This is a genomic window from Sediminispirochaeta bajacaliforniensis DSM 16054 (assembly GCF_000378205.1).
Lineage (GTDB): Bacteria > Spirochaetota > Spirochaetia > DSM-16054 > Sediminispirochaetaceae > Sediminispirochaeta > Sediminispirochaeta bajacaliforniensis.
Genome location: NZ_KB899417.1, coordinates 80,287 through 104,969, shown reverse-complemented (window position 1 = coordinate 104,969; position 24,683 = coordinate 80,287). Strand labels below are relative to the sequence as shown.

The following is a 24,683-nucleotide window of genomic DNA, read 5'->3' as shown; positions in this document are numbered from 1 at the left end:
TAATGACGAAACAAGATGAAAAACCGATCATTGTCATGGGCGGCTTGATACGAGACATCTACCTAGAAGTGCGCCACTATCCGGAACGCGGAACAGATACCTTAATCAAGAGTGCCCAAACCATTCCCGGGGGATGTGCACTCAATGCCGCGGTGACCCTGAAAAATCTCGGCCTCAATCCCTACATCGTTTCCCTGATCGGAGACGGCATTGAAGATCAGCTTCTCATCAACTATATCAGGCAGAAAGGATTACCCGAAGCCTGTATCCTTCGACAAGAAGGTGCGGCAAACGGATTCTCCATAAATATCATTGATGACGAGGGCGAACGTACTTTTCTTACCCGAAAGGGTTCGGAATCGGTGTTCAGGCCTATGATGATTTCCGATCGGCTCAGGGGAGAGACATCCTTTCTCTACCTTACCGGCTATTACCTTCAGGAGCCGGAATATCGAGAGCCCATCCTCAACGCCCTGAAACGGTTGAAGGACGGCGGCACCCGCATCCTCTTCGACCCCGGGGCCCTTGTGGAAAACATTGGGAAAGAGGTGCTTACGGAAATCCTAAAACTCGCTTTTTGTATTACGCCTAACGAAGGAGAATTGAAGCGTCTGGGAACGTGTATAGGCGTCGATAACGGAATTGTCTCCCATCTCCTTGATGTGGGAGTGGAGCTTGTCATACGAAAAGAGGGGATGAGAGGTGTAACAGCCTACACCGGAAATGAAACGTTGCATGTATGGCCTTATGCCGGTAAACGTATCGACACCACTGGGGCGGGAGACGCCTTTGCATCGGGACTGCTTTACGGATTTTCGGTAGGCGCCCCGCTGAAGCGCTCTCTGCAGATCGCCAACGGCTGTGGTTCCCTTGCCACCAGGATATGGGGCCCACACGGGAATTTCTCTCTTGATGATGTCGAATTGATAGTAACAAACGGAAAGGAGTTGAGAGTATGATCGATAAAGCCGCCGGGTGCCTCATCGGCTCAGCCATAGGAGATGCCATGGGCATGCCTGCCTCTTTCATGTCCCCGGATACGATACGACATGTCTATGGCCGGATTGACGATTTTCTCACTCCCGCAAGCCAGCAGATCGCCCATGGCGGGCTTCATCAGGCCGAGGTGACCGACGACACCGAAGAGAGCCTCATCATCTCCGAGGTACTTTGCGAGGCAAAGGGTTTCGACGAGGCACTTTTCATACATAAAATGAAACAGTGGGCAATAGAGAAAAAGATGCTCGAAAGCACGGTTATCGGCCCCAGTACAAGAAAATTTCTCGAGACGATCATAGCCGGAGGCGATTATCAAAAGGCGGCGGAGGGGGGGGACACCAACGGCGGGGCCATGCGCGTCGCTCCTGTCGGCATATTTTTTCACGGTAGACCCCAAGCGTGCCTTAAAGCCGCCATCGCTTCCGCCCTGCCCTCCCACGGAAGCAAGCCTGCGGTTGCCGCAACGGCAGCCGTTGCCCTTGCCGTTGCCCTTGCCACAGAAGGGGGCTATACGCCACAGCAGATTATTGAGTCGGCTGCCGGAGCCGCGGAAGAGGGAGAGGCTGCCGGACATGACATCCCGGCTCCTTCGGTAAGCGTCAGAATCAGGTTGGCAAAACGAATCGTGGAAGAAAACACGCATCGTCCACTTTCCGATGTTGCCTATCTTCTCTACCAGCATATAGGTGCGGGCATGAAAAGCTACGAGTCGATTCCTCTTTCCCTCGGCGTCTTTTATGCCGCACAGGGAGGCTTTCGCGACGGCCTGATTACCGTCATTAATATCGGTGATGATGCCGACACCAATGGGGCCATAACAGGCGCACTGTGCGGGGCCTTCTCAGGTCTATCTGCCATTCCCGATGGCTGGCAGGAAAGAATCGGCAGAGAAAATGGCATAGACTTCAGGTCTCTGGCCGAACGGCTTTTGGAAAAGTGATCACTGCTGTTCCCTGTATCGATCCAAGAGCAGCGCAATGATGATGAGCAGACCGGTTATCAGCTGCTTAAGGGGATCATCAACCCCTAGCTGTGCAAGACCGGTCTGCAAAACTGCCATGATAAGAACACCGAACATCGAATTGACCACCGAGCCTTTGCCACCTAAAAGACTTGTACCGCCGATCACCACCGAAGCGATGACTTGGAGTTCCAGCCCTGAACCGGCATTGGGATCGGCTGCTTCAAGTTTCGCCGTATGGAGCATCGAGGCAAGCGCAACAAGCATTCCCATTATCGAAAAAACAAATATCTTTATTTTGCGAATCAAGGCATCGGGCAAAGGCATATCCGAAGCCTTTGTTCCTATTCCCGATAGATAGGTCCCCAAGACGGTATATTTTAGAAGGAGTTGGCCGACTACCGATATGGCGATGGCAATAAGAAAAGCTACGGAGATACCACCCCAGAGAGAAGCCGTAAAACAGGCTATCCCGGTTCCGATATAGATCGTACGTGAATCCGAAAGGATATAGGCAAGGCCCCGGGCAATTTCCATCATACCAAGAGTAACGATAAAGCTTGGTATCGAGAGCCAAGCAGAAAGCAGACCGTTGATAAAACCGGAAAGGATGCCCGCCAAAGTTGTAAAAAGGAGTGCAACCGGCAGCGGCATATGAAACCGTATGAGTAAGAGACTGAGTACTGTGCTGCACAGGGCCAAAACCGATCCGATAGAAAGATCTATCCCGGCGATGATAAGTACATAGGTCATACCTACCGCAAGTACCATTTGCACGGGAATTTGATTGGCAATTGTGACCAAAGTTTTTTCGGAAAGGAAATGGTCGCTACGCAGGGAAAAAAACAAAATGAGGGCACAAAGAGCCAACAAAAGGCCGCTCACATTATCAATTTCACCGGCGATACTTCGGAATTTGGATGTAAAAAATGCAACAAACCTATTCATAGGCAGTTACCAGTTCAACAGGTGTTGTACATACCAAATCAACATCCTCACCATTAAGCATGCTGAGAGCCATCTCAATACCGTTCACCGCTATCAGAGCAGCATGCTGATCTACCGTGGCAAGAATATCGCCCTTTTTCAACTCATTATTTACCGCTGAAATATTGTCGAAACCGATGATGTACATTGAATTTCTTTTTGAAGCAGCCTTCACCGCTGCTGCAGCTCCTAAAGCCATATTATCGTTTGCGCAGAGTAAGGCACGCACATTCCGATGTTCGTTGAGGATTGAAATAACCGTAGTATACGACCTGTCCATCTCCCACAGCGCCGGCCTGGTATCGACTATAATTATTCCGGCGTCGTCCATAGCCTTTCTGAAACCAAGACAACGCTGCTGAGAGTTATAGGCAGAAGGGATTCCCTCAATGATGGCGACCTGGTTTCCGGAGGATAGATGATCGGCAAGATAATCTCCTGCGGCCTTGGCCCCTTGATAATTATCAGGCCCGACAAAAGGAATATGTAAACCGCGTTCCGCAATGACCGTCGCATCAAATTTATTGTCTATGTTGACTACGGCAACCCCGGACGCCATCGCCCTTTGACAAACAGGGACCAAGGCCTTTGAGTCGGCAGGTGCGATAATGATGGCATCTACATCAATTGCCATCAGCTGTTCGACAATATGAATCTGCTGGCTTACCGCCTGCTCATCCTTGATGCCATAGATCAGGAGATCGTAACGTTCTGCATTATTCATATGGTGATCACGCGCCCCCTGCTCCATCGTCAAAAAGAACTCATTGGCAAGAGACTTCATGACAAGTGCCACGGTTACCCTGTGAGGTCGGCCTTCCCGTAGGTGAACCTGCCCTATTGCAAACAAGGCCGCAATAATAAGAAAAATAAGAACCGCACTACACTTGAGATGTTTTGACATTCGACCAGTATATCCTTTATCAAGGAAAACGCTATTATTTTTAAGCCTCCCTTAGCCTTGCAGAAAAACTGTTTCGATACCGATCAAGAATGACAGCAAGAATAATGATAAGTCCCGTCACAATCTGTCTGGCAAAGTCTCCAAGCCCGATCAGCAAAAGCCCGTTATTCAACACACCCATGATACAAGCACCGAGAAAAGTCCCAAGAAGCGACCCCTTCCCGCCGTTCATACTGGTCCCACCGATAACGACGGCCGCAATAGCATTCAGCTCGAAGCCCACCCCTAAAATAGGACTGGCTATATTTAGACGCAGCATATACATAATCGCGGCAATACCGACACTTGCACCACAAATGACAAAGGCAAGTACCTTGTACAACGCGGTATTATGCCCTGAAAGCCGAACAGACTCCTCATTGTTCCCAATAGCAATAAGCATGCGGCCAAAAACAGTCCGGGTAAGTACTATCTGCCCTAAAATAACAAGCAGGAGAGCAATTACGAAAATAATGGGAAGCCCAACAATATTTATATTCCCAAAACTGTTGAAACCGGCGGGAAAATCAAAAAAGGTCCGCGAATTACTGACTTGAAGGGCCATTCCTCTTGTTATATTCAGCATTCCGAGAGTCACGATAAAGGAATGGATTTTCCATTTCTCGGAAATTGCTCCGTTTGCAAGACCGACAAACATACCTATAACGATGCTCAAGAAAACAGCAATAAAAATGGATAAACAGGGAGAAAGCGTTCCTTTACTCATAACCATGCCTGCCGCGACAGAACAAAGTGCGAGGAGCGATCCGACCGAAAGATCGATGCCGCCCAACAGAATAACAAAGGTCATACCAACGGAAATGATGGTATTAATACTAATCTGGGTAAAGATATTTGAAATATTCTGAAAACTTGCAAAATGGGGGGTAGTCACGGCAAAAAAAAGAAACAAAAGTACCAAAATAATGCCGATACCCCCTTCGCTGAGAAGATAATTCATGTTTGCTTTAAACTTCATGTCACCCATCCCTTCGTTCCTTTGTCTCCTTGCTTTGGTTCAGATACTCAGCATATGAAAGCGAGAGAATACGCTCCTGACTGAATTCCTTTCGTTTCAACTCTCCGGTGATTTTTCCGTTTGAGAAAACCAACATGCGATGACAAATACCCATAATCTCCGGAAGATCTGAAGAGATGACAATAATCCCTTTCCCTTCCGCAGCAAGTTTCCACAACAGAAGATAGATTTCGTATTTGGCGCCCACGTCTATGCCTCTGGTGGGTTCGTCAAAAATCAAGACCTCCGCATTTCTGTACAGCCATTTGGCAATCACAATTTTTTGTTGATTCCCACCTGAAAGATTTTTGACGGTTGTCCTTTCCGATGTTGTTCGTACGCCAAGTTTTTTAATCAAAGAACGACTTACCTCGGCTTCCTTTTCTTTTTTCAACAAGCCATGTGAAGAGACATCTTCCAGGTTTGTAATCGTTATATTCTCGGTACAGCTCATTTCAAGGACAAGACCCTGGCTTTTTCGATCTTCAGTCAAAAGACAAATTCCGTTTTTGACGGCATCTTTCGGCGACGAAACAGAAATCTCCCGCCCATTGAGAGTCACTCTACCGGAATCCCGCTTGTCGGCACCATAAAGTGCACGCATGGTTTCTGTTCGTCCCGACCCAACAAGTCCTGCAACACCGAGTATCTCCCCCCGGCGAAGATCAAAATCAACGGAATACTGATTACCTCTGTACCGAAGGTTTCTTACCGAAAAAAAGGAGGTTCCGGGATGCACGGCTGCGTCAAAGGGATATTCGGAGGCCATCTCTTTCCCAACCATCATTTTTACGATACCTGGTATATCCAGTTTCCCGGCACGATGGGTTCCGACGAGAGAGCCGTTCCGGAGCACAGTAATCCTGTCTCCAATCTCGAAAACCTCTTTCAAACGGTGAGAGATATAGATGACGGAAACCCCCTTCTCCTTCAGTTTTCTAATCAGAGAAAAGAGGTTTTCGATCTCCTCCGGCATAAGGGTCGCTGTAGGCTCGTCAAGAATCAACAGTTTACTCTCCGCCGAAAGGGCCTTACAAATTTCAACAAGTTGTTTCTGGGCCACTCCAAGTTGCTCAACAGGTGTTCTAGGAGAAATCGATCCCAGACCTACCTCGTTAAGCAGTTCGGCGGCCTTTGTCATAAGAACCTTATACTGTACAAAGCCATGTTTTTTCGGTAGCTGCTCAAAAAAGATATTTTCTGCAATGGAAAGATAGGGCAAAAGATTGAACTCCTGATACACAACGCGGATACCGCTTTTGATGGCATCCAATGTGCTCTTAGGTTCATACCTCTTACCGCTGAAAAAAATTTCACCTTCGGACGGCTTATATATACCGCAGAGCGTCTTTACCAAAGTGGACTTTCCCGCTCCGTTCTCTCCCAACAGGACATGGATCTCTCCGTTATAGATATCAAGATCTACCCTGTCCAGCGCTTTTACACCGGGAAACCGGACCGATACACCTTTTAGTGCCACAATTGTTTTGGGGCTCACGCAAGTCTTCTCCTTTTCGAAGAATGAGGGGACACCAGATGTCCCCTCACCGGATATAGACGTTTATAAATTCTCTGCCGTTACCAACTTGATGGGGGTCTTTTGCCATCCCGACAATTTTTCTCCTCCAAGAATCCTGAACCCTATCTTGATGGCATTCGCCGCCATTTCCGGACCGAATTGATCAATGGTAGCAAGAACTTTTCCCTCTTTAATGAGGGTCTGAACGGCCCCGATATTATCGAAACCGACGACTTTGATTTCTCCTGCCCGGCCGGCGGCTTCCAGGGCCTTCACAACACCGACAGCCATGGAATCGTTGGCACACATGATTCCTTCCACATCAGGATACTTTGTCAGCAGGTTGGTCATAACCGTATTGGCTTCCTCTGTTTCCCAATGAGCGGTTCTCGATGCAAGCAGGTCGAAATTATACGCTTCAACCGAGCGCATAAAACCCTCTTTTCGCTGTTTTGCATTGTCGGCACCGGGATTACCTTCGATAATGATCACTTTGGCGCCTTTGCCGATGGTATCGCCAAGATAATTGCCGACCATCTCCGCGCCATCGGCGTTATCCGGACCGACAAAAAGAAAATCCCTCGGGAGTCCTGCAGCCTCAAGTGCATCCTTGTCCAAGGTAACGTCGAAATTTACAACGGTTATACCAGCATCAACAGCCTTTTTGACGGATTTAACCATACCGACGGAATCGGCAGGGGCAACGACGATCATATCGACGCCGGTGGTGATAAATCGCTCCATGGCACTTACCTGGGTATCGATATCAGTTTCGGAATTCATACCGACAGGAATCAACTCGAAGCTTCCGTCTTTTTCGGCAAACATTCGCGCCCCCTCTTCCATGGTCTTAAAAAACTCATTTGCCAAAGACTTCATCACCAACCCGACAACCGGCTTATCACTGCCGCTCTCTTTCTTTCCACCTGAAAACACAGGGGCGGCAATAATCATCAAGCCGGTAAGAATCAGAAATAGCACCTTTCCGGTTTTCCCATCTGTACATCTCTTCATGGACCACTCCTCAAAAATAATTTTGCATGTGCATGCATGTATCGAATGCAAGAAGCGTACCAAGAGGAAAGTTTTAAGCGTTAAGGAAATATCTTATTTCAACAGAATAAATTAAAAAAACAACTTCCATTCAGAACAGAAAGACGTATAGCCATATGTTCAATTTTAGGACACTTTGTCCAGACACTCTGCCGACTTCCGCTACAGGAGTGTCAGACCTTCTTTTCAGATTCTTGCAGCATGCCATCGACGGCCGTATAACAAAAAAGCAGCCGTAGAGAGGCTGCTTTTTCCCAACAGTAAACCTTCCGGCTACCTATTTTCCGGATCAACTAATAGAGGGTACACGATTTCATTCCAAAATTTTTCTTCGTCGATGAAGTTTTGTATTGCGGCCTTTTTGCTGCCGACAGGTCCTTGCTCTTTTTCATAGGCGATACTCCTCCCGTAATCGGGGCCCATCTCGGCGTTCACATCAACATAGACGCCATATATGGGTTGCGGGCTATTGTCCGCAGGCCGAGGGTCATTATTCCAGGAAAGCACGATCGAAGGATCGATCAGATATGCCGCCGCAAAAAGGTCCCAGATATTCGTCGGTGCATCATCCATACCCCGCTTATAAAAGAGCGGCTGCAGGCCTGGGAAGGTGTGGGCTACCATCTTCTTGTAGAGTTCAAGCGGCATTCCCCCGGTATTGTGGTTTGCCTCCAAACCGGAAATGACCTGGTTTCCATAGCGCTTATAGGATTCAGACTCGGGATCCCCCCATACTGCTCGAAGAGCGATCTTTGCGGCATCGGGATCGGCCCACCAGTTAAATTCGGCAGCTGCAGAAGAATTGCCCGGCAAAAAGAATGAACCGCCCATATAGATTATTTCTTTTACTTTTGACGGAAAGGATGGATCTCTCATGATGGCCCTGGCGATATTGGTAAGAGGGCCAATAGCCACAATGGTCACTTCTCCGGGGTACATATTTACGGTATCTACAAGAAAATCTACGGCTTCATCTCTTCCTTGAGGATCGGGATTTTCCGTATCGTAGACATAGGGATAAACAGGACTTTCATTGTATAAAGTCTTATAGAGTTCCGCCCATCGTGCCATGGGATCGAATTCAATACCACTGTAGGTTTCAGGGTCGATAGCGGACCGCAAATATCCGCCCCACGAGACGACAGGACTTATTGCCAGCTCGGCGGAGAGGACCTCGGGCACAGCCCGCCAGGAGCGAATTCCGTAACGGCTGCCTGCATAAAGCGGAACGGTAGAACCAATGGCCTCCAGCTGTCGTACACCAGTTGCCATACCACGGGGCATTGGCGTGTTCCCGGACACTACTGTAACTCCGAGAAGTTCTGTATGCGGAGAGCGATCAAGAAGGATCATGGCCATGCCGTCGTCAAACAGTTCCACCATGTCGGTATCCAATATTACCTTTCGTGCACCCTGTGCCTTCTCCACAACCCTCGCTTCATAGCTCATACGCTCTCCGCCACCGTTTGCCCAAACAGCTGCCGACACTACTACTAAGGCGACAGCGGCAATCCGTTTTCTCAATTTGCCCATGGATCACTCCTTACTATGATTTTGCATGCCATGCATCAGAGATACAGCAAAAAACATACCAACCAGGAGTACCGATACAGGATTCTACCATTTTATTACATACTATCAAGTTAGAATCATCTATGGGCCGAAACAAGTTTTTCGTTGACGATCATGGTATTGAGTTGTACAATTTTTGGACAATATGTCTGTACAGAGTGATGAAAGAAGTATGCAAATTGTATTGATAGATGATAATGAAGCATATTGCGAAAGCATGCGGCAAAGCCTCAGCCTTCATCAAATAGACTGTCATTACAGCACACATGCCGAAGAAGGAATGGCACTTCTTGGAACCCGTCACTGTGAAGCAGTCCTCATCGACATTATGCTCGGAAGCATCTCCGGCATCGACCTTCTCAAAGAAATAAAACGAAGGAAACCGGAACTCCCGGTCATCATGATAACGGGATATGGCACGATCGAGACGGCGGTAGAATCAATAAAATATGGTGCGTTTGATTACATTCAAAAGCCAATCCGCTTCGAAAAACTGTTGCGGCTGCTTGCCACCATATCCCGCCTCAATGAGCTTGACAATGAACGTTCTTCACTCAAGGAGAAGGTTCTCAGACAGGCGCCTCCTATTATCAGCAAAAATAAAGCAATAGAAGCACTCCTTCTTCAGATGAAAAAGCTTGCATTGGCAAACTTGCCGGTGCTCATCACCGGTGAAAACGGAACAGGAAAAGAGCTTTTCGCTCAGCATCTTCATCTCAGATCGCCCAGAGGTCATCGGGAGATGGTGACGGTGAACTGTGCGGCGCTCACCGAAGGACTTCTCGACAACGAACTCTTCGGTCATGAGAAGGGGGCCTACACAGGGGCCGTCTCCGACCATGTCGGTCTTTTTGAAAAAGCGCACAATAATACGCTTTTTCTGGACGAAATAGGAGATATGTCGTTGTCTACTCAGGCTAAGATCCTTCGGGTCCTCCAAAACCAGGAAATACGCAAGGTCGGAAGCAGTAAGACAATAAAGATCGATGTGAATATCATTGCAGCGACAAATAAAAATCTTGAGACACTGATCGAACAGGGGAAATTCAGGGAAGACCTCTATTACCGTCTCAAGGCCGCCCATCTCAAAATTCCGCCCTTGCGCGACAGAAGGGAAGATATTGTACCCTTAACCGAATATTTTCTTGCGTCCTACTCCAAGGAGCATAAGAAGCCCATCACGGGAATTACCTCGGAAGTTCAGGACCTTTTCTTGGTGTATCACTGGCCAGGTAACGTACGAGAGCTGAGAAACTGTATTCACTATGCATGCACCATGACATCGGATTCGATACTACACATCCAGGAATTACCTGCCGACATTCTTTCCATACGAAATCTGCCGTCGGAGAGACAGGGGGCTTTTGAGCTGTCTGAGAAGGAGATCCTGGTCAAAACGCTCCAGCGTTTCCATTACAATAAATCAAAGTGTGCACGACACCTTCATATCAGCCGCAGCACACTGTATAACAAGTTGCTCAGATATGGCATCGAGGGATGATCTGATTCGGCTGGAACATATCAGTGCCGCCTATGGTGAAGTGCCCGTTCTTTCGGATATTTCACTCACCATCAGGCCTGGAGAAATTCATGCACTGGTGGGGGAACATGGTGCAGGAAAATCCTCGCTGGCGCTCTTGATAAAAGGTGAAGTTCCAATAAAAAGCGGAAGCTTTTTCATGAAGGGAGTCGCCCAGCAAAACTATGTAAATCAAAAAGCCGATCGCTCCAACATCTGCCTGGTAAAACAGAGAATACCGCTTTCAAAGGCGTACAATGTTGCTGAAAATCTTTTCATCGGCAATAAAGATATCATTGGCGGTCTGTTTACATTCTTTAATGCCGCAGCGATACGACTCGAGGCTCAAAATTATATAAAGCAGCATGGCTTCCACCTCGACCCACTGGCAAGAACAGCCAATCTTAACATGGCAGATAGGGCCCTTGTCGCCATTCTCAGGGAACTGTACAAAAAACCTCGTCTGCTCATCCTTGACGAAACCCTTGAAAAACTCTCTTCGATCAATCTGATTAAGATCATACCTATGCTTCATCAATTAACCAACGAGGGATCGTCGGTCCTTTTTATTACCCACCAGATCGACGATGTTTATCACATAGCAGATAGGGTTTCTATTATCCGTCATGGTGAACTACTGCTGAGCGAAGAGACAAACCGGATCGACAAAATAAACCTTATACGTATAGCCTATACGCAAATGTCGGAAAGAGAGGACCGGCAGCATTCGAATAGTGAATTCTATCAACTGCTTCGTTATAACGAAGCCATACTAAAAAGTCTTCCCATCAATCTTCTGGTTCTTGATACGAAATATAACGTTAAGTTAATCAACGATACGGCCAGGGATTTTTTCAGCCTCAACAGACTCGATTTCAATGTTCATATCGAGGGCCTTTTTCAAGGTAGTGATAAAGAGGCCATGGAAAAAATTCAAAAGGCCATCCACAGGAAAAAAGAGACCATGCTTTTTGATATTCCTCTGAAAGTGAACGGGAAAAATATGCAAGCGAATTTCATTGTCTATCCCGTTCTCGATGGTCTTCACCCTCTGGGATATATCATCATTCTCGAAGATATCACCGAACGGGAAAGGATGAGGGAACAGCTCATCCTTTCAGAAAAACTTGCCGCACTCGGACTTCTTGCCGCAGGGGTTGCCCATGAAATCAATAATCCCTTGGGAATCATCTATAATTATCTCGAATCACTAAAATGGCTAACGGAGGGAAATCAGGAATCTAAAAAACTTATCGACAATCTCGAGGAGCAGTTCGAATACATTGCAAACATCGTGGCGAACCTTCTTTCCTTTTCGGAAAACAGGGAACTGTCAACAGAGCCTTTCAATATTGTCTCTCTCATAAGAGAACTGATCAACCTTGTCCGTTTCAATGCACAGGCAAAGCATATTGAGATCCATTTTGTAACCGACGACCGGCCCCTGCTGGTCTCTGCCGACCGAAATGAGATAAAACAGGTTCTTCTTAATCTTCTGAAAAATAGTTTTGAAGCAATAGGCAGCAACGGTACCATAGCACTCACCGCCCACGAGATGAAAAAAGAGGGAAAGCCGGAGGCTTGCATCACCATCAGAGATAACGGCACGGGTATCAAACTTGAAAATCCAAACGACATATTCCTTCCTTTCACTTCGACGAAAGAATCCAACAGTGGAAATATCGGCCTTGGCCTTTCCGTCAGTTATAACATCATCAAAAAGAACAAGGGTTCTATCACCGTGGAAAACCTGCTCCCCAACGGCTGCAAATTTTCTTTATGGCTCCCTTTATAGGAAAAACCGAAGATGATGAAAAAGGACCAGATAACATTTCCCTTTACCTTCTTTTCGTTCATCGTATCCCTTCTCTTTTTTCTGATCTGCTCCCTGCTGTATGCATGGGGAGCACCACCGTGGCTTGAGAATTTTCCCTACGCCTCCGGCCTGCGATTTCTTCTTGCTCTGGGGATCTACCTACTCTCCTGCAGCGCCTATCTCCTGATGAAAAGTGCGAAACTTTTTATGGGTCAATCATATTCCTTCCCAAAGTCCTTTTCTCTTGCCTTCCTTCCCGTCGTGATTTTTTCCGGGCTGGTCCTTTTCGGAAGTTCACTGCAGTTGCTTCGGGGGTTCTATTTTGCGTCCGATGCTATTCTTTGGATTATTGCCTCATTGATATTCTACCGCCTTGATACAAAGCAAAAAAACCTGGTCCGCTACGAAAAGAGCATCCGCCTGTGGAAGGTCTTCTTTGTCGTTTTCGCCGTTGCCGCACTTTTTTCGCTTTTTTCCATCATGCCGACAGCGGTGATATTGTTCTTTCGTATTATGCTCTTGCTATGTGCCGCCTTTGCAAGCCTGATGCTGAACGGCCCCCGCTATCGGCAGAAGGTGGGGACGGAAGAGTTTGCAAAAAGCTACGCACTCTCACCGCGAGAAACGGAAATCACGGCCCTCCTGCTTCAAGGGAAAACAAACGCAGAAATTTGCCAGTCGCTTTTCATATCCTTACCCACGGTTAAAACCCATATTGCATCTATTTTTAGAAAAACAGGGTCACGGAACAGGACAGAATTGTCCGCTCTCTTTCGAAACGGCTAAAATCATACTTTTGGATGATACCAAGGTGTCGCTTTTGCATCTACGTTAGCTCCAGGAGGATAGAGAATGAAAAATCATATACTGCAAACAATTGCTTTTATCTGTATGTTGCTCCTTTCAACGGGAAGCGTGTTCCTCTCGTGTGTGACGGCAGCACCCGAAAAACGGAGAACAAGCGATGCGATCGCAGTGGTCAATACAGGAAAAGATGATGAGGGGAAAATTTTTAGCGGCTGGGTCTACCAGCACATCAGCTCCGTTATGCTGATCGACGATTCCGATCGATCCCGAAAGATAGAGCTTTCATCCGAACAGTGGCGTTACAATCAATCGACAAGCGAGCTCGAGCTTCATCTAAGCATCCCCTTTGATGACTATATCGTGCATATGGAAGGCGAGCCGTTACACCCCCAGCAGTGTGTGCTTCACGGTATTGCGACGACAATGGACGACCTTTTGGTGATTCTCGACGGACGACTTGCCATTGAGGACTACGATTATCGTATAAGCGAATCAGGAGACAGAGTAGTGTTCCGGGATGATATCGATCTCAGAAAGCACGACTGGTTCATCAGATATGCAACGCAAACGGGGGCGGCAAGTATGGGAGAATGGAAACCTGACGATCGTGACCGACTTGCCTATATTGAGGCGGAGCACAGCCGCCGGGTATTGGACGCATGGTATGATTCTCAAGATGAGTTTTGGTTCTTTGAGGCAGGGGATTCCCCTGAAGAGCCGCCCACGATTATCCGAAGAGCGGCGACAAAGCAGGAACTGGAAGCCTTTAAGGCCTGGCCGATGCCTGTCATAAAGTTTCGCCCCGATAGTTCAAATAAAGAGTTGAGTAAGGAGCTGGGCTTCGACGCATCACTCCCAGACCACCATTCAGCAACAAAATGTATCGAGGAGTATGCGAAGAACGGAAAGCTGGTCAGAACGCTTTGGGTACGTTATGATCTTGCCAGCGAAAATCACGAAGGATACAGCCTGGAGATAGTACTCTCAACCAGGGATCCTAATTCGGATACGGAAGAGAGCCCGGAATACGTCATCGATAAAGCAGAACTTGATATAGGCCTGAGGGTAGACAGGACGAGATGGTGGGGGATGAGAATGACCAGCTATGAAGGCGAGAAGCCGACAGTAGTGCGTATGACCTCATGGAGCTGGAAGGATGGTACGGTCTATTTTTCCGCCATGGCAGACGAAAGCGAAGAGAAAGCCTGCCAAAAGCTTATCAGCGATATTATTACCTTTCGAAAGGAGGTTCAATGAGCTATCCGGAGCCGACCGTCAGCGCGGTCATTCTTAACCCGGAGAGGAAGCTTCTTCTCTGCAGGTCGCACAAGTGGGAAGACAAATATGTCATTCCCGGCGGCCACATCGAGTGGGGAGAGAAGATGGAAGAGGCGCTGAAAAGAGAAATTCTTGAGGAGACGGGCCTGCAGATCCACGATATCAGGCTTATAGGTTTGCAGGAGTCCATCTTCAGTGAAAAATATCACAGCCGAAAGCATTTCATCTTTATCGATTACCTTTGCAGAAGCGACTCATCCGAGGTGAGACTGAACGATGAAGCGGAATCATATCTATGGATCGATCCGCAGGAGTGTAAGGATCTTGATCTGGGAGGCTTTACCGCCTCGCTTCTCGAGCGGGTTTTCGGTTTGAACTCCGGTGGAGATATGCATCAGGTAAGCATCTTTTACAACTACAAGTGATGCTTTTTCATCTTTCGCCACAGGGTGCTTGCGTCGATACCAAGCAGTCGGGCCGCATCTTTTTTGCTCGAAGATAGCTCAAGGGCCTTTTCAATGGCCTCTTTCTCACGCGTTTCGTATACCTGCGCGAGTGAAATCCCCTGCGGCTGAAGCCGCAGGGAGGGGGCGGGTTGTTCCATACAGGAAACGACCTCTTTGAGGTCTGCGGTATCTCCTTCGGACAGGACACAAAGCCGTTCACAAAAATTATAGAGCTCCCGTACATTTCCGGGCCAGCCGCTTTCCAGAATCACCTGTTCGGCCGACGGGGTCAGGCGACGAAGGCCTGAATGAAGTCGCGAGCGATTCTGCTCTATAAAATGGTAACAGAGGTCAATGATATCCCGTCCCCTGGCACAAAGGGGAGGAAGCGTCAGCTTCAAAACATTGAGTCGGTAGAGAAGATCCTCCCGGAATTTTCCTTCGGCGACAAGGGCCTTAAGGTCCTTATTCGATGCCGAAATGATGCGAATGTCGATGGGAATCACCTGGTCATGGCCGATACGCATGATCTCCCGTTCCTGCAGGACCCGGAGGAGACGACTCTGCAGCTTGGGAGAAATGTCGCCAATCTCATCGAGGAACACGGTCCCTCTGTGGGCCAGCTCGAAAAGTCCGACCTTCCCTCCCTTGGATGCACCGGTGAAAGCGCCGTCCACATAGCCGAACAACTCGCTCTCTAAAAGATCCTCGGCAAGGGCTGCACAGTTGATAGCAACAAAGGGCTGATTGCGCCTTCTGCTGTCGTTGTGAATGCTCTGGGCAAAAAGCTCTTTCCCTGTTCCCGTCTCTCCAAAGATAAAGATGTTCGATTCCACCTGACTAAACTTTCGTGCGACCCTTACAGCCTCACCGATGGCAGTCCCGCTTCCGATGATATCTGCAAAGCTGTACTTTGCCACCAGGCCCTTCTTATGCAGCTTCGTGCGAATCTTTCCCTCCATTTCCTGAATCTCGGTAACATTGGAAAAGGTGATCACCGCTCCGGCATCCCCGGCCGGCGCACAGTTGAGGGTATACATCCGTTTTCCGATAAGCACCAACTCGCCGAGGATCTTCTTTCCGGAACGGAGGACCTCACTCAAATCCACTTGCGGAAGTAGCTTTTTTACCGCCAGAGGATTTTTCGCCTTTTCCAAGGCTGGAAACACTTTCAGCGCATGGTTGTTGGCAACGGCAACGGCCCCTTCCCGATCAATGGAGAGGATTCCCTCAAAGGAGTAATCCATAATGCTCTTGAACCTGTCGCTTCGCTCCCGTTCCCTTCTCATTAATCGAATAGATCGGACCGCCTCATCAATGGCCTGGAGGATGGTTTTACGCCCCGATTCTATCATGATACTGTTGATTCCCCGATCCCGGCAGAGGTAATAGCCTGTCCTTCCCGCAATAACCGCTTCCGCCCCTTCTTGCATCACCCTGTCGATCGTTTCCGGAAGATAGACAGGATCATCGACCTGATATCCTTCGATACAGCAGGGAAACACATTCTTTATCTCGTCGATGCCGTAAACCGTGTTGAGGGGACCGATGATTGCAATCTTCTCCGGCCTGTAACGATTGATACAGCTGTTCAAAGCGGTGGTAATATCGAAACCGGTAACAGTCATGTCGATCAATGGAATACCGAGCTTTTTTATTCGGTTGGCGGAATAGCCCCTGGCAATAACAATATCGGTATCAAGGTTTAGGGTATCGATCTCATCAAAAGTCCTCATGATGACGGACTGCGAGATGACCGACCGTTCCGGGTGCTGGGAGAAAATCTCTTCGACGGTTCCCTTCATCGATGCGTAAGGAACAATAAACGTAATGCGGATCAAATCTTTTCCCCCTTGAAGCAGTTTGCAGGTATGCATCCATAGTTGCATTATTGCAATACCGTATAGTCAAACAATTTCATCCCGCCCGTAGAATAAAAAAGGCAGCAGCAAGTTTGTTATTATAACGTATAGAAATAGATTCTCCATAATAGTTTTACCTCTTTTTTCATTCATAAAGGCCGTTCTTGGCATTCTATTTGCTTTAGATGTGTAAGACTTTCTACCTGGAGAAGATGCAATGAACTACGATCTACTTTTTTCCACAAAAGGGGAAAAGAAACTGGAAGTTGCCGTTATCGGTGTTCGGGGATTCAACCATTCCCTTTTTATTTACGGCTCACGGAACGATGCAATATCGATCCGTATTCTTTGCGGGAGAACCGCACAGAAGTGTATTGATGCGTATCTGTCGGTAGGTATCAAGCGGGAGAACATTGCCCTCTGCAGTTCCACAGCAGAAGGGCTGTCAGCCTTCGAAAAAGGCATGTATCTTGTTTTTACCGACATCGATACGGCAATGAGCATGCCCTGCGATCTTGTTGTGGAAGGGACCGGAAATCCCGAGGCATCGGCACGATATGCCCTTTCTGCTATCGAGCACCATAAGCATATTGTGATGGTGACAAAGGAATCGGATTCCGTCGTCGGATCACTTCTTGCAAAAAAGGCAAGGGAACAGGGAGTAATCTACTCTCTGGCTGAAGGAGATCAGCCGGCTCTTCTCATCGGCCTGGTCACATGGGCACGAAAGGCAGGACTCTCCATCGTGAGCATAGGAAAATCGAGTGAATATGATTTCATCTTTGATCCGGAACACTCAACCATGCAGGTGCTGGACAGAACGGAGGAGGTGTCTGGATTCGAGAAGGTTTGGCGTTTAGGAGAAAATGGCCGGCAGACCGTAGAGCAGCGGAGCGCGCTTTTATCCGATTTTGGTCAGCGGGCCATACCGGACCTTGCCGAAATGTCTATTGTCTGCAACCATCTTCCGGAATTCAGTCCCGATATCTCCAGCTTCCACTGCCCCATCGCCCGTGCCGTTGAGATTCCCGATCTTATGTGCCCGGAAACAATGGGAGGGCTCTTCTCGGGTGAGGCGAGAATCGATGTCATCAACTGCTTGCGGCGTCCCGATGAACAGAGCCTGGAGGGAGGCGTCTATGTCGTGGTAGCCTGTGACGACGAAGAGACGTGGCAGGTACTTCAGGATAAGGGGGTTCCGGTAAGTCGAAACAAAAAGACGGCTTTGATATACTATCCTGCCCACTACCTCGGATTCGAGGCGCTCTTCAGTGTTCTTTCCGTCGGATTATTAGGATTGCCGACCAGCAGTCCTGATCCAAAACCTCGCTATGACCTCGTGGCCCGATCGGTAAAACCGATGACCAAGGGTACGGAGCTACAGGCAAAGGGACACCATCACATCATAGAGGGCTTTGAAGGGATTTTGCTCCCGGCTCAGGGCATATCGGCTCATACGCAACTTCCCTACTATCTTGCCGACGGTGCACGGCTCAAAGAGGATATACCGGCAGGAACCCTGTTGAATGCCGATATGCTGGAACGACCGGATGATGCGATTCTTTGGAAGCTTAGAGAGGAGCAGGATACCATTTTCGCACTATGAACTGTATAGATATTGCAAAGTCACAAGAAAATGGTTGAATTCATTGCACGAATGCAATCAAGGAGGAACTGGGATATGAATCCGATTCGCAGCAGTAGCGTGCTAATTTGTTAATATACCGTAAGTTGGTTTTATAAACACCAACAGCGCAAACATTGGCATGTTGTTTGCTTTATAACGCTAAAGAACAAGGTAGAAAAAAGTCGACCGAATCCCGGGTAATCGAGAGGCTTTGAATTTTTACTATGTACACCACAAGGAGAAGGAAATGAAAAGAGCTGTGTTTATGCTGACAGTAACAGTTTTGCTGACGGCAAGTCTATTTGCAAACGGAACACCGGAAGGCGATGGAGGAGCGGCGATCTATCCGGACAATGTCGTGGAATTCGTGGTACCGGCAAGTGCCGGCGGCGGTAGCGACACGCTGGCCCGTTTGATTCTTGAAATCATTCATGAAAACAATCTGGTGGATGGAACCATGGTCATCGTCAATAAGCCTGGTGGGGCAAGTGCGGCAGGCCATGCCTATATCATGGGGAAGAAAGACGGCAACTATACGATTTTCACCATGAATGCGGCGCATGCCCTGGCGGCACGGGCAAACAAATCCATTCAGGACAGGGAGTTTACACCTGTCGCAAACCTTGCCATGGATAATGTTCTCCTTGTTGCAAAGGCCGACGGCCCGTACAAGGATTTCCAAGGCGCTTTGAAGGCTATCAAGGAACATCCGGAAAGTATTCTGGTTGGAATTGCCGACAATCTGGATAAACTCTGCGTCGCACAAATCAACATGGAAACAGAGGCCGAATTTTCAACGGTCTATTTCGACGGGGCGGGCGAAATCGCAACGGCCCTTCTCGGCGATCATATCCAGCTTGGTATCTTCAATCCCAATGAATGCCTTGGTCAGATCCAGGCGGGTACCATGGTTGCCCTTGCCGCCTTCTCCACCGATCGGCTTGAGGCCCCCCTTGAAACGGTGCCTACCTTTGCCGAACTGGGATATCCGAATATTGAGTTTCAGATGTTCAGATCGATCATGGGAGGGCCCGGAATGAGTCCCGAGGTGCAGCAGTACTGGAGTGATGTTATGCAGAAAGTAACCGAAACCGAGACCTGGAAAAACAACTACATCAGGAAAAACGGTCTGGAAGCAAAATTTATGCCTGCTGACGAATATGCCGAATACCATGAAAGAATGGCGGAGCGGCTGTATCAAATGGGCAACATCATCGGTTTGTTCAAGTAGTTTGGCCGACTTCACATTCTAAACACGAATAGCGGGAGAATCCGAGATACTTCAAGGATTCTCCCGCTCTTTTCCCATTTCGATTTCTTCGAGGAGTGTTAACCAATGGATCTCGTAATTTCGGTAATCATAATAGCTATCTCGGCCTTTTGGATAGATCAAGGGATAACCCGATACGGATTTTGGCCCGACGGCATTCCAGGCGGAGGTTTTATCCCTGTTCTCTTCGGTATCGTCGCTCTTATCGCTTCCGTTGCGGTGGTAGCGCTTCGCAAAAGAAAACACGAACAGCCAGCCCCCGTCGACTACACGGCATTTATTCCCATCGGTGCAGGCGTGGTCGGTATTGTGTTCATTCAGACCCTTGGAATTTCCCTTGCGGTATTTTTTCTGATGTTCCTCTGGATGAAGTTTCTCAGCAAATATTCGTTTCTTAAATCCATTGGGGTCAGCTTAGCTTTTACACTCTTTATCTTCGGTGTCTTTCGTGTATGGCTCAGGGTTCCATTTCCCTCAGGCCTCTTTCATCTGATGTGAGGTGATGCAATATGAATAACTTCGATCTGCTTTTGCACGGCCTCAACACGGCCCTGTCTCTTAATAATCTGCTGGTTGCCGGAATCGGGGCCTTTCTCGGTATCATCGTCGGTGCAATGCCCGGCATCGGTGCGGTAACGGGTGTCTCTCTTCTTCTTCCCATGACCTTTAAGATGAACCCAACCACGGCAATCATCATGCTCGCAGGTATCTACTACGGCAACATGTACGGTGGCTCATACAGTGCGATACTTTTGAACATCCCGGGAGATTCTCCGGCGGTCATGACCGCAATGGCGGGTTATCCACTCAGCCGCCAGGGCAAGGGAGGGAAAGCCCTTTTCACCGCAAACATCGCCTCCTTTTTCGGAGGGACCATCGGAATCATCGCCCTTACGGTCTTCGGTCCTGTTATTGCCAACTTTGGTCTCAAATTCGGCCCGGCGGAGATAGCTTCCCTTATTTTTCTGGCACTCACATCCATCGGGTGGCTTTTGGGAGAAGACTTTCTCAAAGGGATCATAGCCACGAGCCTCGGCATTCTCCTTTCAACCATCGGCATGGACCTTTTGTCCGACGGGTCCCCCCGCTTTACCTTCGGCAGCATTAATCTTTTAAGCGGGATATCCTTCATTCCCCTTGTCATCGGTATGTTCGGCATTACCCAGGTGATGGATTTAATGGCGGGGAAAAACGACGACAGTCTTACCGACGGACGAAGATTGACCATCAGGGAAAGCATTCTCAATAAGAAAGAACTCAAACGGATCTCGCTGCCCATACTCAAAAGTTCGATCCTCGGTAATTTTGTCGGCTTTCTTCCCGGCGCTGGAGGAACGACCGGTTCCTTTCTGGCGTATATCCTGGAAAAGAAGACCGGCAAAAATAAGAATATGGACCAAGGCGCCATCGAGGGGGTTGCGGCTTCGGAATCGGCCAACAATGCCTCGGCTGTCGGGGCCTTTGCTCCCCTGCTTTCCCTGGGAATTCCGGGATCGGCGACCTCGGCCGTTCTGCTCGGCGGCCTGATGATGTGGGGGCTTCAACCTGGTCCGCTCCTCTTTTCCGAACAGCCGGACTTCGTCTGGGGCCTTATCGGCTCCATGTATATCGGAAACCTGATCTGTGTGATTGCTGGCCTTGCCATCATTCCCTTTCTCATGTCGATTCTCCGTATACCGCGGGGCATTATCGCGCCGATGATTGTCGTTATTTGTATCGTCGGATCCTATTCGGTAAACAACAGCATGTTCGATGTATGGTTCATGATAGGAGCGGGAGCGGTTGCCTATATTTTAAAGAAGAACAATTATCCGATAGCGCCCGCCCTTCTCTCCTTTGTTCTGGCAACACGGTTTGAGCGTTCCATACGGCAGGCTTTTTCAATATCACGTGGAAGTGCACTCATTTTTATTCAGAAACCGATATCGGCGGTGCTCCTTGCCCTGACCCTCCTTTTCCTCTGTTCCCCTCTGCTGCTGAAACTGGTCCATAAAGGAAGCAAACAATGAACATAGGTGTTATTGCCGACGATTTTACCGGCGCAACCGACATAGCGGGATTTTTGGTAACGAACGGGATCAGAACGATTCAGACGACGGGTATTCCAGACGAAAGGTTCGAGGCGGAAGCCGAAGCCTATGTCCTCAGCCTCAAATCGAGATCATGTCCCGCCGACGAGGCCATACGCCTTTCCCTCGAAGCCCTTCACTGGCTTCGCGACAAGGGATGCGAACAAATTTTCTTCAAATACTGCTCAACCTTCGACAGCACTGCAAAGGGAAATATCGGGCCGGTAACCGACGCCCTCCTTGATGAGATGGGAGAGGAGTTCACCATCCTCTGTCCCGCCCTTCCCGTCAACGGACGTACCCTCTATCGCGGTTACCTCTTTGTCGGAAACCAGCTGCTCAGCGAATCGGGAATGCAGCATCACCCCGTCACTCCCATGAGGGATTCGAATATTGCCCGTCTCATGGAACAGCAATCAAGAGGAAAGGCGGGGAACATATATGTTGAGGTTCTCGACAAGGGGCCCAGCGCCTTGAAACGGGAGCTTCTATCGTTAAAGGAAAAGGGAATCCGCTATGCGGTCATGGACACGCTCAACCAGGAGCACCTCGACACCATAGGAGCGGCCGTTGCTGACTTTCCCCTGGTTACCGGTGGATCGGGGCTTGCCGCCGGAATAGCCCGCAGCCTACATAAAGAGGGAGAAAAGCGTTCGGCAGAAAAAGCGGGGCGTCCGAAAAAAGGGGCGACGGTAATTATCGCAGGCTCCTGTTCCAAGGCGACGAACCGGCAGGTTGCCCGGTATCGGGAAAAGGCCCCTTCGCAGTTTATCGATGCACTTCGCTGCAGAACAGACGCAGGCTATCTCGACGAACTCTACGCCTGGACGACAGCAGCCATCGAGGATGGTGCAACACCCCTGCTATACGCCACGAAGCAGGCAAGCGAACTTGAAAAGCCGGCATATGCCTCTCAGGATGTGGGAAGGGCCATCGAAGAGCTTTTCGGAAAACTTGCAAGCAGGCTTCTCGGAGCCGGGGTAAAGAATTTTATTGTTGCTGGAGGAGAAACGGCTGGTAAGGTGGTACAAAGCCTTGGTCTTTCGGCCTTTTTCATTGGCCCTCAAATCGATCCCGGGGTTCCCTGGGTCAGGGCCGTCGGTCAGGATCTCTACCTTGCACTGAAGTCGGGCAATTTCGGCAATGACGATTTCTTTGTAAAGGCCCAGGAGTTTTTTATATGAACGAAGAACAGCTGAGGATGGAGATGGTACGTATCGGGAAATCTCTTTTTGATAGAGGGTATGCTGTCGGAGGAGCCGGGAATATCTCGGCTCGTATCGACGGGGAAAGCATCCTTGCAACCCCCTCCGGCTCCAGCCTCGGGCGCCTATCCGCCGGGGAGCTTTCCGTCGTCGACATGACCGGCAGGCTTCTTTCCGGCCTGCGTCCCTCCAAAGAGATACAATTCCACCTGTCCCTCTATCGGGGAGATCAGGAGTGCGGTGCCGTACTTCACCTCCATTCTACCTGGAGCACCTTGCTTGCCTGCAGAAATGACATTAATCCTGACGAGGTCATACCCCCCTTCACCCCATACTACGTCATGAAAATCGGCACATTACCGCTGATCCCCTACTATCCTCCCGGAGATATCGGAATCGCCAGAGAACTGGAGGCATATGCAGGAAGGTATACGGCCTTTCTTCTTCAAAACCACGGTCCGGTGGTGACGGGAAAGAGCCTGTTTGAGGCAGGCGACACCATGGAAGAACTCGAAGAAACGGCAAAGCTTTCCTACCTCTTGGAGGGAAGCAAGGTCCGTTACCTCAGCTCCGGAGAAATCGCAGTCCTGAAGAAAGGAAGATAGGGATAGGAATATACACCCCATGCTCCTTCGTGCTATCTTGTGGGAAAGAGGAAGGAGCTGTCGTGGATAATAACGATATTTTACGAAGGGTTCGATATATCATCAATGCCGACGATAAAGAGATGACGGAAGTGCTGGCGCTGGGCGGATATACAATGTCCGCCGAAGATATGGCTAACCTTCTGGCAAGAGACGATGAGCCAGGCTTTTTGCCGTGCAGGGATGAGGTGCTTGCACGCTTTCTGGACGGGCTTATCCTGAAAAGGAGGGGACCCTCCGATAAACCGGCCCCCCGGAACCTTTCTATTATTCCCGACAACAATCTTGTCCTCAAAAAGTTGCGCATAGCCTTTAATTTGCAGGAAGAAGCAATGCTGGCTACCTTTCACAAGGCCGAATTCGACATCACGAAATCAGAGTTGTCCGCCTTTTTTCGCAAAAGAGGCAGCCGGCAGTACCGCGCCTGCGGGGACCAGGCCTTACGACGGTTTTTAAAGGGCCTTTCTATAAAGGATTAGGAGCAGCAATTGTGGAAGATGACAGGAGAGAACGCTGGAACAGCCGATACCGCAACGGCAATAACCATCACAAAGTGCCAAGTCCCATTTTCTTGAAAGAAACGGCACCGTTACAGCCGGGCAAAGCGCTGGATCTGGCAGCAGGAACGGGGCACAATGCAATGGCTCTGGCATCCCGGGGATGGGAAGTTACCGCTGTCGATTTCTCCGATGTTGCAATTGAAGCGGGAAAAGCAATGGCGGCGGAAGCCGGTCTTTCCATCCATGGGGTGATAGCGGATGTGAGGAGCTACGATCCCGAGCCACAGAGCTTCGATCTGGTCACCATATGCTATTTTCACCCCGGCACGGAGTTGCTTGCCCTTGTTTTACAGAAGGCGCAGAAGGCCCTCAAGCATGAGGGTACCTTACTGGTGATCGGCCATGATGCGAAAAACACTCTGGGTGGGCCGCAAAATCAGGAACTCCTCTATACGCCTCAAAAGCTCACGGCTCTTCTCGCGGGGATGGAGATCATAAAGGCTGAAAGCCAACGGCATCCATCGGGGTATGATACCGATGGGGCGCCTGTGCAGGTGGATTGTGTCGTTACGGCAAAAAAGCGATAGA

At 49.0% G+C, this 24,683-nt stretch carries 22 protein-coding genes; 15 read left to right on the top strand and 7 right to left on the bottom strand.

All coding sequences use genetic code 11. The features are described 5' to 3' along the window. Positions 1–2 precede the first annotated feature (2 nt). Complete coding sequence (locus F459_RS0112500; protein WP_020613064.1) at positions 3–959, top strand: carbohydrate kinase family protein; 957 nt, start codon at positions 3–5, stop codon at positions 957–959. Then, a complete protein-coding gene (locus F459_RS0112495) occupies positions 956–1,939 on the top strand; it encodes an ADP-ribosylglycohydrolase family protein (protein WP_020613063.1) in 984 nt (327 codons plus the stop codon). Before F459_RS0112500 ends, F459_RS0112495 begins: the two co-directional genes overlap by 4 nt. Here the strand turns inward: F459_RS0112495 and F459_RS0112490 are convergent, their stop codons facing one another. The 6 genes from F459_RS0112490 to F459_RS0112465 form a co-directional block, all read right to left on the bottom strand. After that, positions 1,940–2,908, bottom strand: coding sequence for an ABC transporter permease (locus F459_RS0112490; RefSeq protein WP_020613062.1), 969 nt, complete (start codon positions 2,906–2,908; stop codon positions 1,940–1,942). Further along, positions 2,901–3,851: a sugar ABC transporter substrate-binding protein gene (locus F459_RS0112485; protein WP_020613061.1), complete on the bottom strand. Its 951-nt coding sequence runs from the start codon at positions 3,849–3,851 to the stop codon at positions 2,901–2,903. The genes F459_RS0112490 and F459_RS0112485 overlap by 8 nt, the downstream gene beginning before the upstream one ends. Positions 3,852–3,891: 40 nt before the next feature. Further along, positions 3,892–4,869, bottom strand: coding sequence for an ABC transporter permease (locus F459_RS0112480; protein WP_245540169.1), 978 nt, complete (start codon positions 4,867–4,869; stop codon positions 3,892–3,894). Position 4,870: 1 nt separating this feature from the next. After that, the gene (locus F459_RS0112475) at positions 4,871–6,406 is read right to left on the bottom strand and encodes a sugar ABC transporter ATP-binding protein (RefSeq protein ID WP_020613059.1); all 1,536 of its coding nucleotides are present in this window, start codon (positions 6,404–6,406) and stop codon (positions 4,871–4,873) included. Positions 6,407–6,469: 63 nt separating this feature from the next. Then, entirely contained in the window at positions 6,470–7,441 is a 972-nt protein-coding gene (locus F459_RS0112470) for a sugar ABC transporter substrate-binding protein (RefSeq protein ID WP_020613058.1), read from the bottom strand. A 312-nt stretch (positions 7,442–7,753) separates the two neighbouring features. After that, entirely contained in the window at positions 7,754–9,013 is a 1,260-nt protein-coding gene (locus F459_RS0112465; RefSeq protein WP_020613057.1) for a nucleoside hydrolase, read from the bottom strand. 184 nt (positions 9,014–9,197) lie between these two features. Between F459_RS0112465 and F459_RS0112460 the strand changes: the two genes are divergently transcribed. From F459_RS0112460 to F459_RS0112440, 5 genes are all read left to right on the top strand, one after another. Beyond that, positions 9,198–10,553 (top strand): sigma-54-dependent transcriptional regulator, encoded by a 1,356-nt coding sequence (locus tag F459_RS0112460; protein ID WP_020613056.1) that lies wholly within the window; start codon positions 9,198–9,200, stop codon positions 10,551–10,553. Further along, positions 10,537–12,366 (top strand): ATP-binding cassette domain-containing protein, encoded by a 1,830-nt coding sequence (locus F459_RS0112455; protein WP_020613055.1) that lies wholly within the window; start codon positions 10,537–10,539, stop codon positions 12,364–12,366. Before F459_RS0112460 ends, F459_RS0112455 begins: the two co-directional genes overlap by 17 nt. A gap of 12 nt (positions 12,367–12,378) precedes the next feature. Further along, positions 12,379–13,173 carry a helix-turn-helix transcriptional regulator gene (locus F459_RS0112450; protein WP_020613054.1) on the top strand — a complete coding sequence of 265 codons (795 nt, stop codon included), beginning with the start codon at positions 12,379–12,381 and terminating at the stop codon, positions 13,171–13,173. 66 nt (positions 13,174–13,239) lie between these two features. Further along, positions 13,240–14,451 carry a hypothetical protein gene (locus tag F459_RS0112445; RefSeq protein ID WP_020613053.1) on the top strand — a complete coding sequence of 404 codons (1,212 nt, stop codon included), beginning with the start codon at positions 13,240–13,242 and terminating at the stop codon, positions 14,449–14,451. Continuing rightward, positions 14,448–14,897: an NUDIX domain-containing protein gene (locus F459_RS0112440; RefSeq protein WP_020613052.1), complete on the top strand. Its 450-nt coding sequence runs from the start codon at positions 14,448–14,450 to the stop codon at positions 14,895–14,897. The genes F459_RS0112445 and F459_RS0112440 overlap by 4 nt, the downstream gene beginning before the upstream one ends. Here F459_RS0112440 and F459_RS0112435 read toward each other — a convergent pair. Further along, positions 14,888–16,759: a sigma 54-interacting transcriptional regulator gene (locus F459_RS0112435; RefSeq protein WP_026295018.1), complete on the bottom strand. Its 1,872-nt coding sequence runs from the start codon at positions 16,757–16,759 to the stop codon at positions 14,888–14,890. The two genes, F459_RS0112440 and F459_RS0112435, sit on opposite strands and share 10 nt — an antisense overlap. Positions 16,760–16,997: 238 nt before the next feature. Between F459_RS0112435 and F459_RS0112430 the strand changes: the two genes are divergently transcribed. The 8 genes from F459_RS0112430 to F459_RS0112395 all read left to right on the top strand — a co-directional run bounded on the left by F459_RS0112430 (position 16,998) and on the right by F459_RS0112395 (position 24,682). Beyond that, complete coding sequence (locus F459_RS0112430) at positions 16,998–18,386, top strand: NAD(P)H-dependent oxidoreductase (protein ID WP_020613050.1); 1,389 nt, start codon at positions 16,998–17,000, stop codon at positions 18,384–18,386. 268 nt (positions 18,387–18,654) lie between these two features. Then, positions 18,655–19,638 (top strand): Bug family tripartite tricarboxylate transporter substrate binding protein, encoded by a 984-nt coding sequence (locus F459_RS0112425; RefSeq protein ID WP_020613049.1) that lies wholly within the window; start codon positions 18,655–18,657, stop codon positions 19,636–19,638. A 105-nt stretch (positions 19,639–19,743) separates the two neighbouring features. Next, positions 19,744–20,175, top strand: a complete 432-nt coding sequence (locus F459_RS0112420) for a tripartite tricarboxylate transporter TctB family protein (protein ID WP_020613048.1) — start codon at positions 19,744–19,746, stop codon at positions 20,173–20,175. An 11-nt stretch (positions 20,176–20,186) separates the two neighbouring features. Then, positions 20,187–21,686, top strand: coding sequence for a tripartite tricarboxylate transporter permease (locus F459_RS0112415; protein WP_020613047.1), 1,500 nt, complete (start codon positions 20,187–20,189; stop codon positions 21,684–21,686). Further along, the gene (gene otnK, locus F459_RS0112410) at positions 21,683–22,930 is read left to right on the top strand and encodes a 3-oxo-tetronate kinase (protein WP_020613046.1); all 1,248 of its coding nucleotides are present in this window, start codon (positions 21,683–21,685) and stop codon (positions 22,928–22,930) included. The genes F459_RS0112415 and otnK overlap by 4 nt, the downstream gene beginning before the upstream one ends. Then, positions 22,927–23,556 carry a 3-oxo-tetronate 4-phosphate decarboxylase gene (gene otnC, locus F459_RS0112405; protein WP_020613045.1) on the top strand — a complete coding sequence of 210 codons (630 nt, stop codon included), beginning with the start codon at positions 22,927–22,929 and terminating at the stop codon, positions 23,554–23,556. The genes otnK and otnC overlap by 4 nt, the downstream gene beginning before the upstream one ends. A gap of 62 nt (positions 23,557–23,618) precedes the next feature. Then, entirely contained in the window at positions 23,619–24,074 is a 456-nt protein-coding gene (locus F459_RS0112400; protein ID WP_020613044.1) for a YehS family protein, read from the top strand. Positions 24,075–24,085: 11 nt separating this feature from the next. Then, positions 24,086–24,682: a class I SAM-dependent methyltransferase gene (locus F459_RS0112395; protein ID WP_020613043.1), complete on the top strand. Its 597-nt coding sequence runs from the start codon at positions 24,086–24,088 to the stop codon at positions 24,680–24,682. Position 24,683: the final 1 nt, after the last annotated feature.

Coding starts and splice junctions, on each gene's coding strand:
- F459_RS0112500 (WP_020613064.1), top strand. CDS start 3: ATGACGAAACAAGATGAAAAACCGATCATTGTCATGGGCGGCTTGATA.
- F459_RS0112495 (WP_020613063.1), top strand. CDS start 956: ATGATCGATAAAGCCGCCGGGTGCCTCATCGGCTCAGCCATAGGAGAT.
- F459_RS0112490 (WP_020613062.1), bottom strand. CDS start 2,908: ATGAATAGGTTTGTTGCATTTTTTACATCCAAATTCCGAAGTATCGCC.
- F459_RS0112485 (WP_020613061.1), bottom strand. CDS start 3,851: ATGTCAAAACATCTCAAGTGTAGTGCGGTTCTTATTTTTCTTATTATT.
- F459_RS0112480 (WP_245540169.1), bottom strand. CDS start 4,869: ATGAAGTTTAAAGCAAACATGAATTATCTTCTCAGCGAAGGGGGTATC.
- F459_RS0112470 (WP_020613058.1), bottom strand. CDS start 7,441: ATGAAGAGATGTACAGATGGGAAAACCGGAAAGGTGCTATTTCTGATT.
- F459_RS0112465 (WP_020613057.1), bottom strand. CDS start 9,013: ATGGGCAAATTGAGAAAACGGATTGCCGCTGTCGCCTTAGTAGTAGTG.
- F459_RS0112460 (WP_020613056.1), top strand. CDS start 9,198: ATGTCTGTACAGAGTGATGAAAGAAGTATGCAAATTGTATTGATAGAT.
- F459_RS0112455 (WP_020613055.1), top strand. CDS start 10,537: ATGGCATCGAGGGATGATCTGATTCGGCTGGAACATATCAGTGCCGCC.
- F459_RS0112450 (WP_020613054.1), top strand. CDS start 12,379: ATGATGAAAAAGGACCAGATAACATTTCCCTTTACCTTCTTTTCGTTC.
- F459_RS0112445 (WP_020613053.1), top strand. CDS start 13,240: ATGAAAAATCATATACTGCAAACAATTGCTTTTATCTGTATGTTGCTC.
- F459_RS0112440 (WP_020613052.1), top strand. CDS start 14,448: ATGAGCTATCCGGAGCCGACCGTCAGCGCGGTCATTCTTAACCCGGAG.
- F459_RS0112430 (WP_020613050.1), top strand. CDS start 16,998: ATGAACTACGATCTACTTTTTTCCACAAAAGGGGAAAAGAAACTGGAA.
- F459_RS0112425 (WP_020613049.1), top strand. CDS start 18,655: ATGAAAAGAGCTGTGTTTATGCTGACAGTAACAGTTTTGCTGACGGCA.
- F459_RS0112420 (WP_020613048.1), top strand. CDS start 19,744: ATGGATCTCGTAATTTCGGTAATCATAATAGCTATCTCGGCCTTTTGG.
- F459_RS0112415 (WP_020613047.1), top strand. CDS start 20,187: ATGAATAACTTCGATCTGCTTTTGCACGGCCTCAACACGGCCCTGTCT.
- otnK (WP_020613046.1), top strand. CDS start 21,683: ATGAACATAGGTGTTATTGCCGACGATTTTACCGGCGCAACCGACATA.
- otnC (WP_020613045.1), top strand. CDS start 22,927: ATGAACGAAGAACAGCTGAGGATGGAGATGGTACGTATCGGGAAATCT.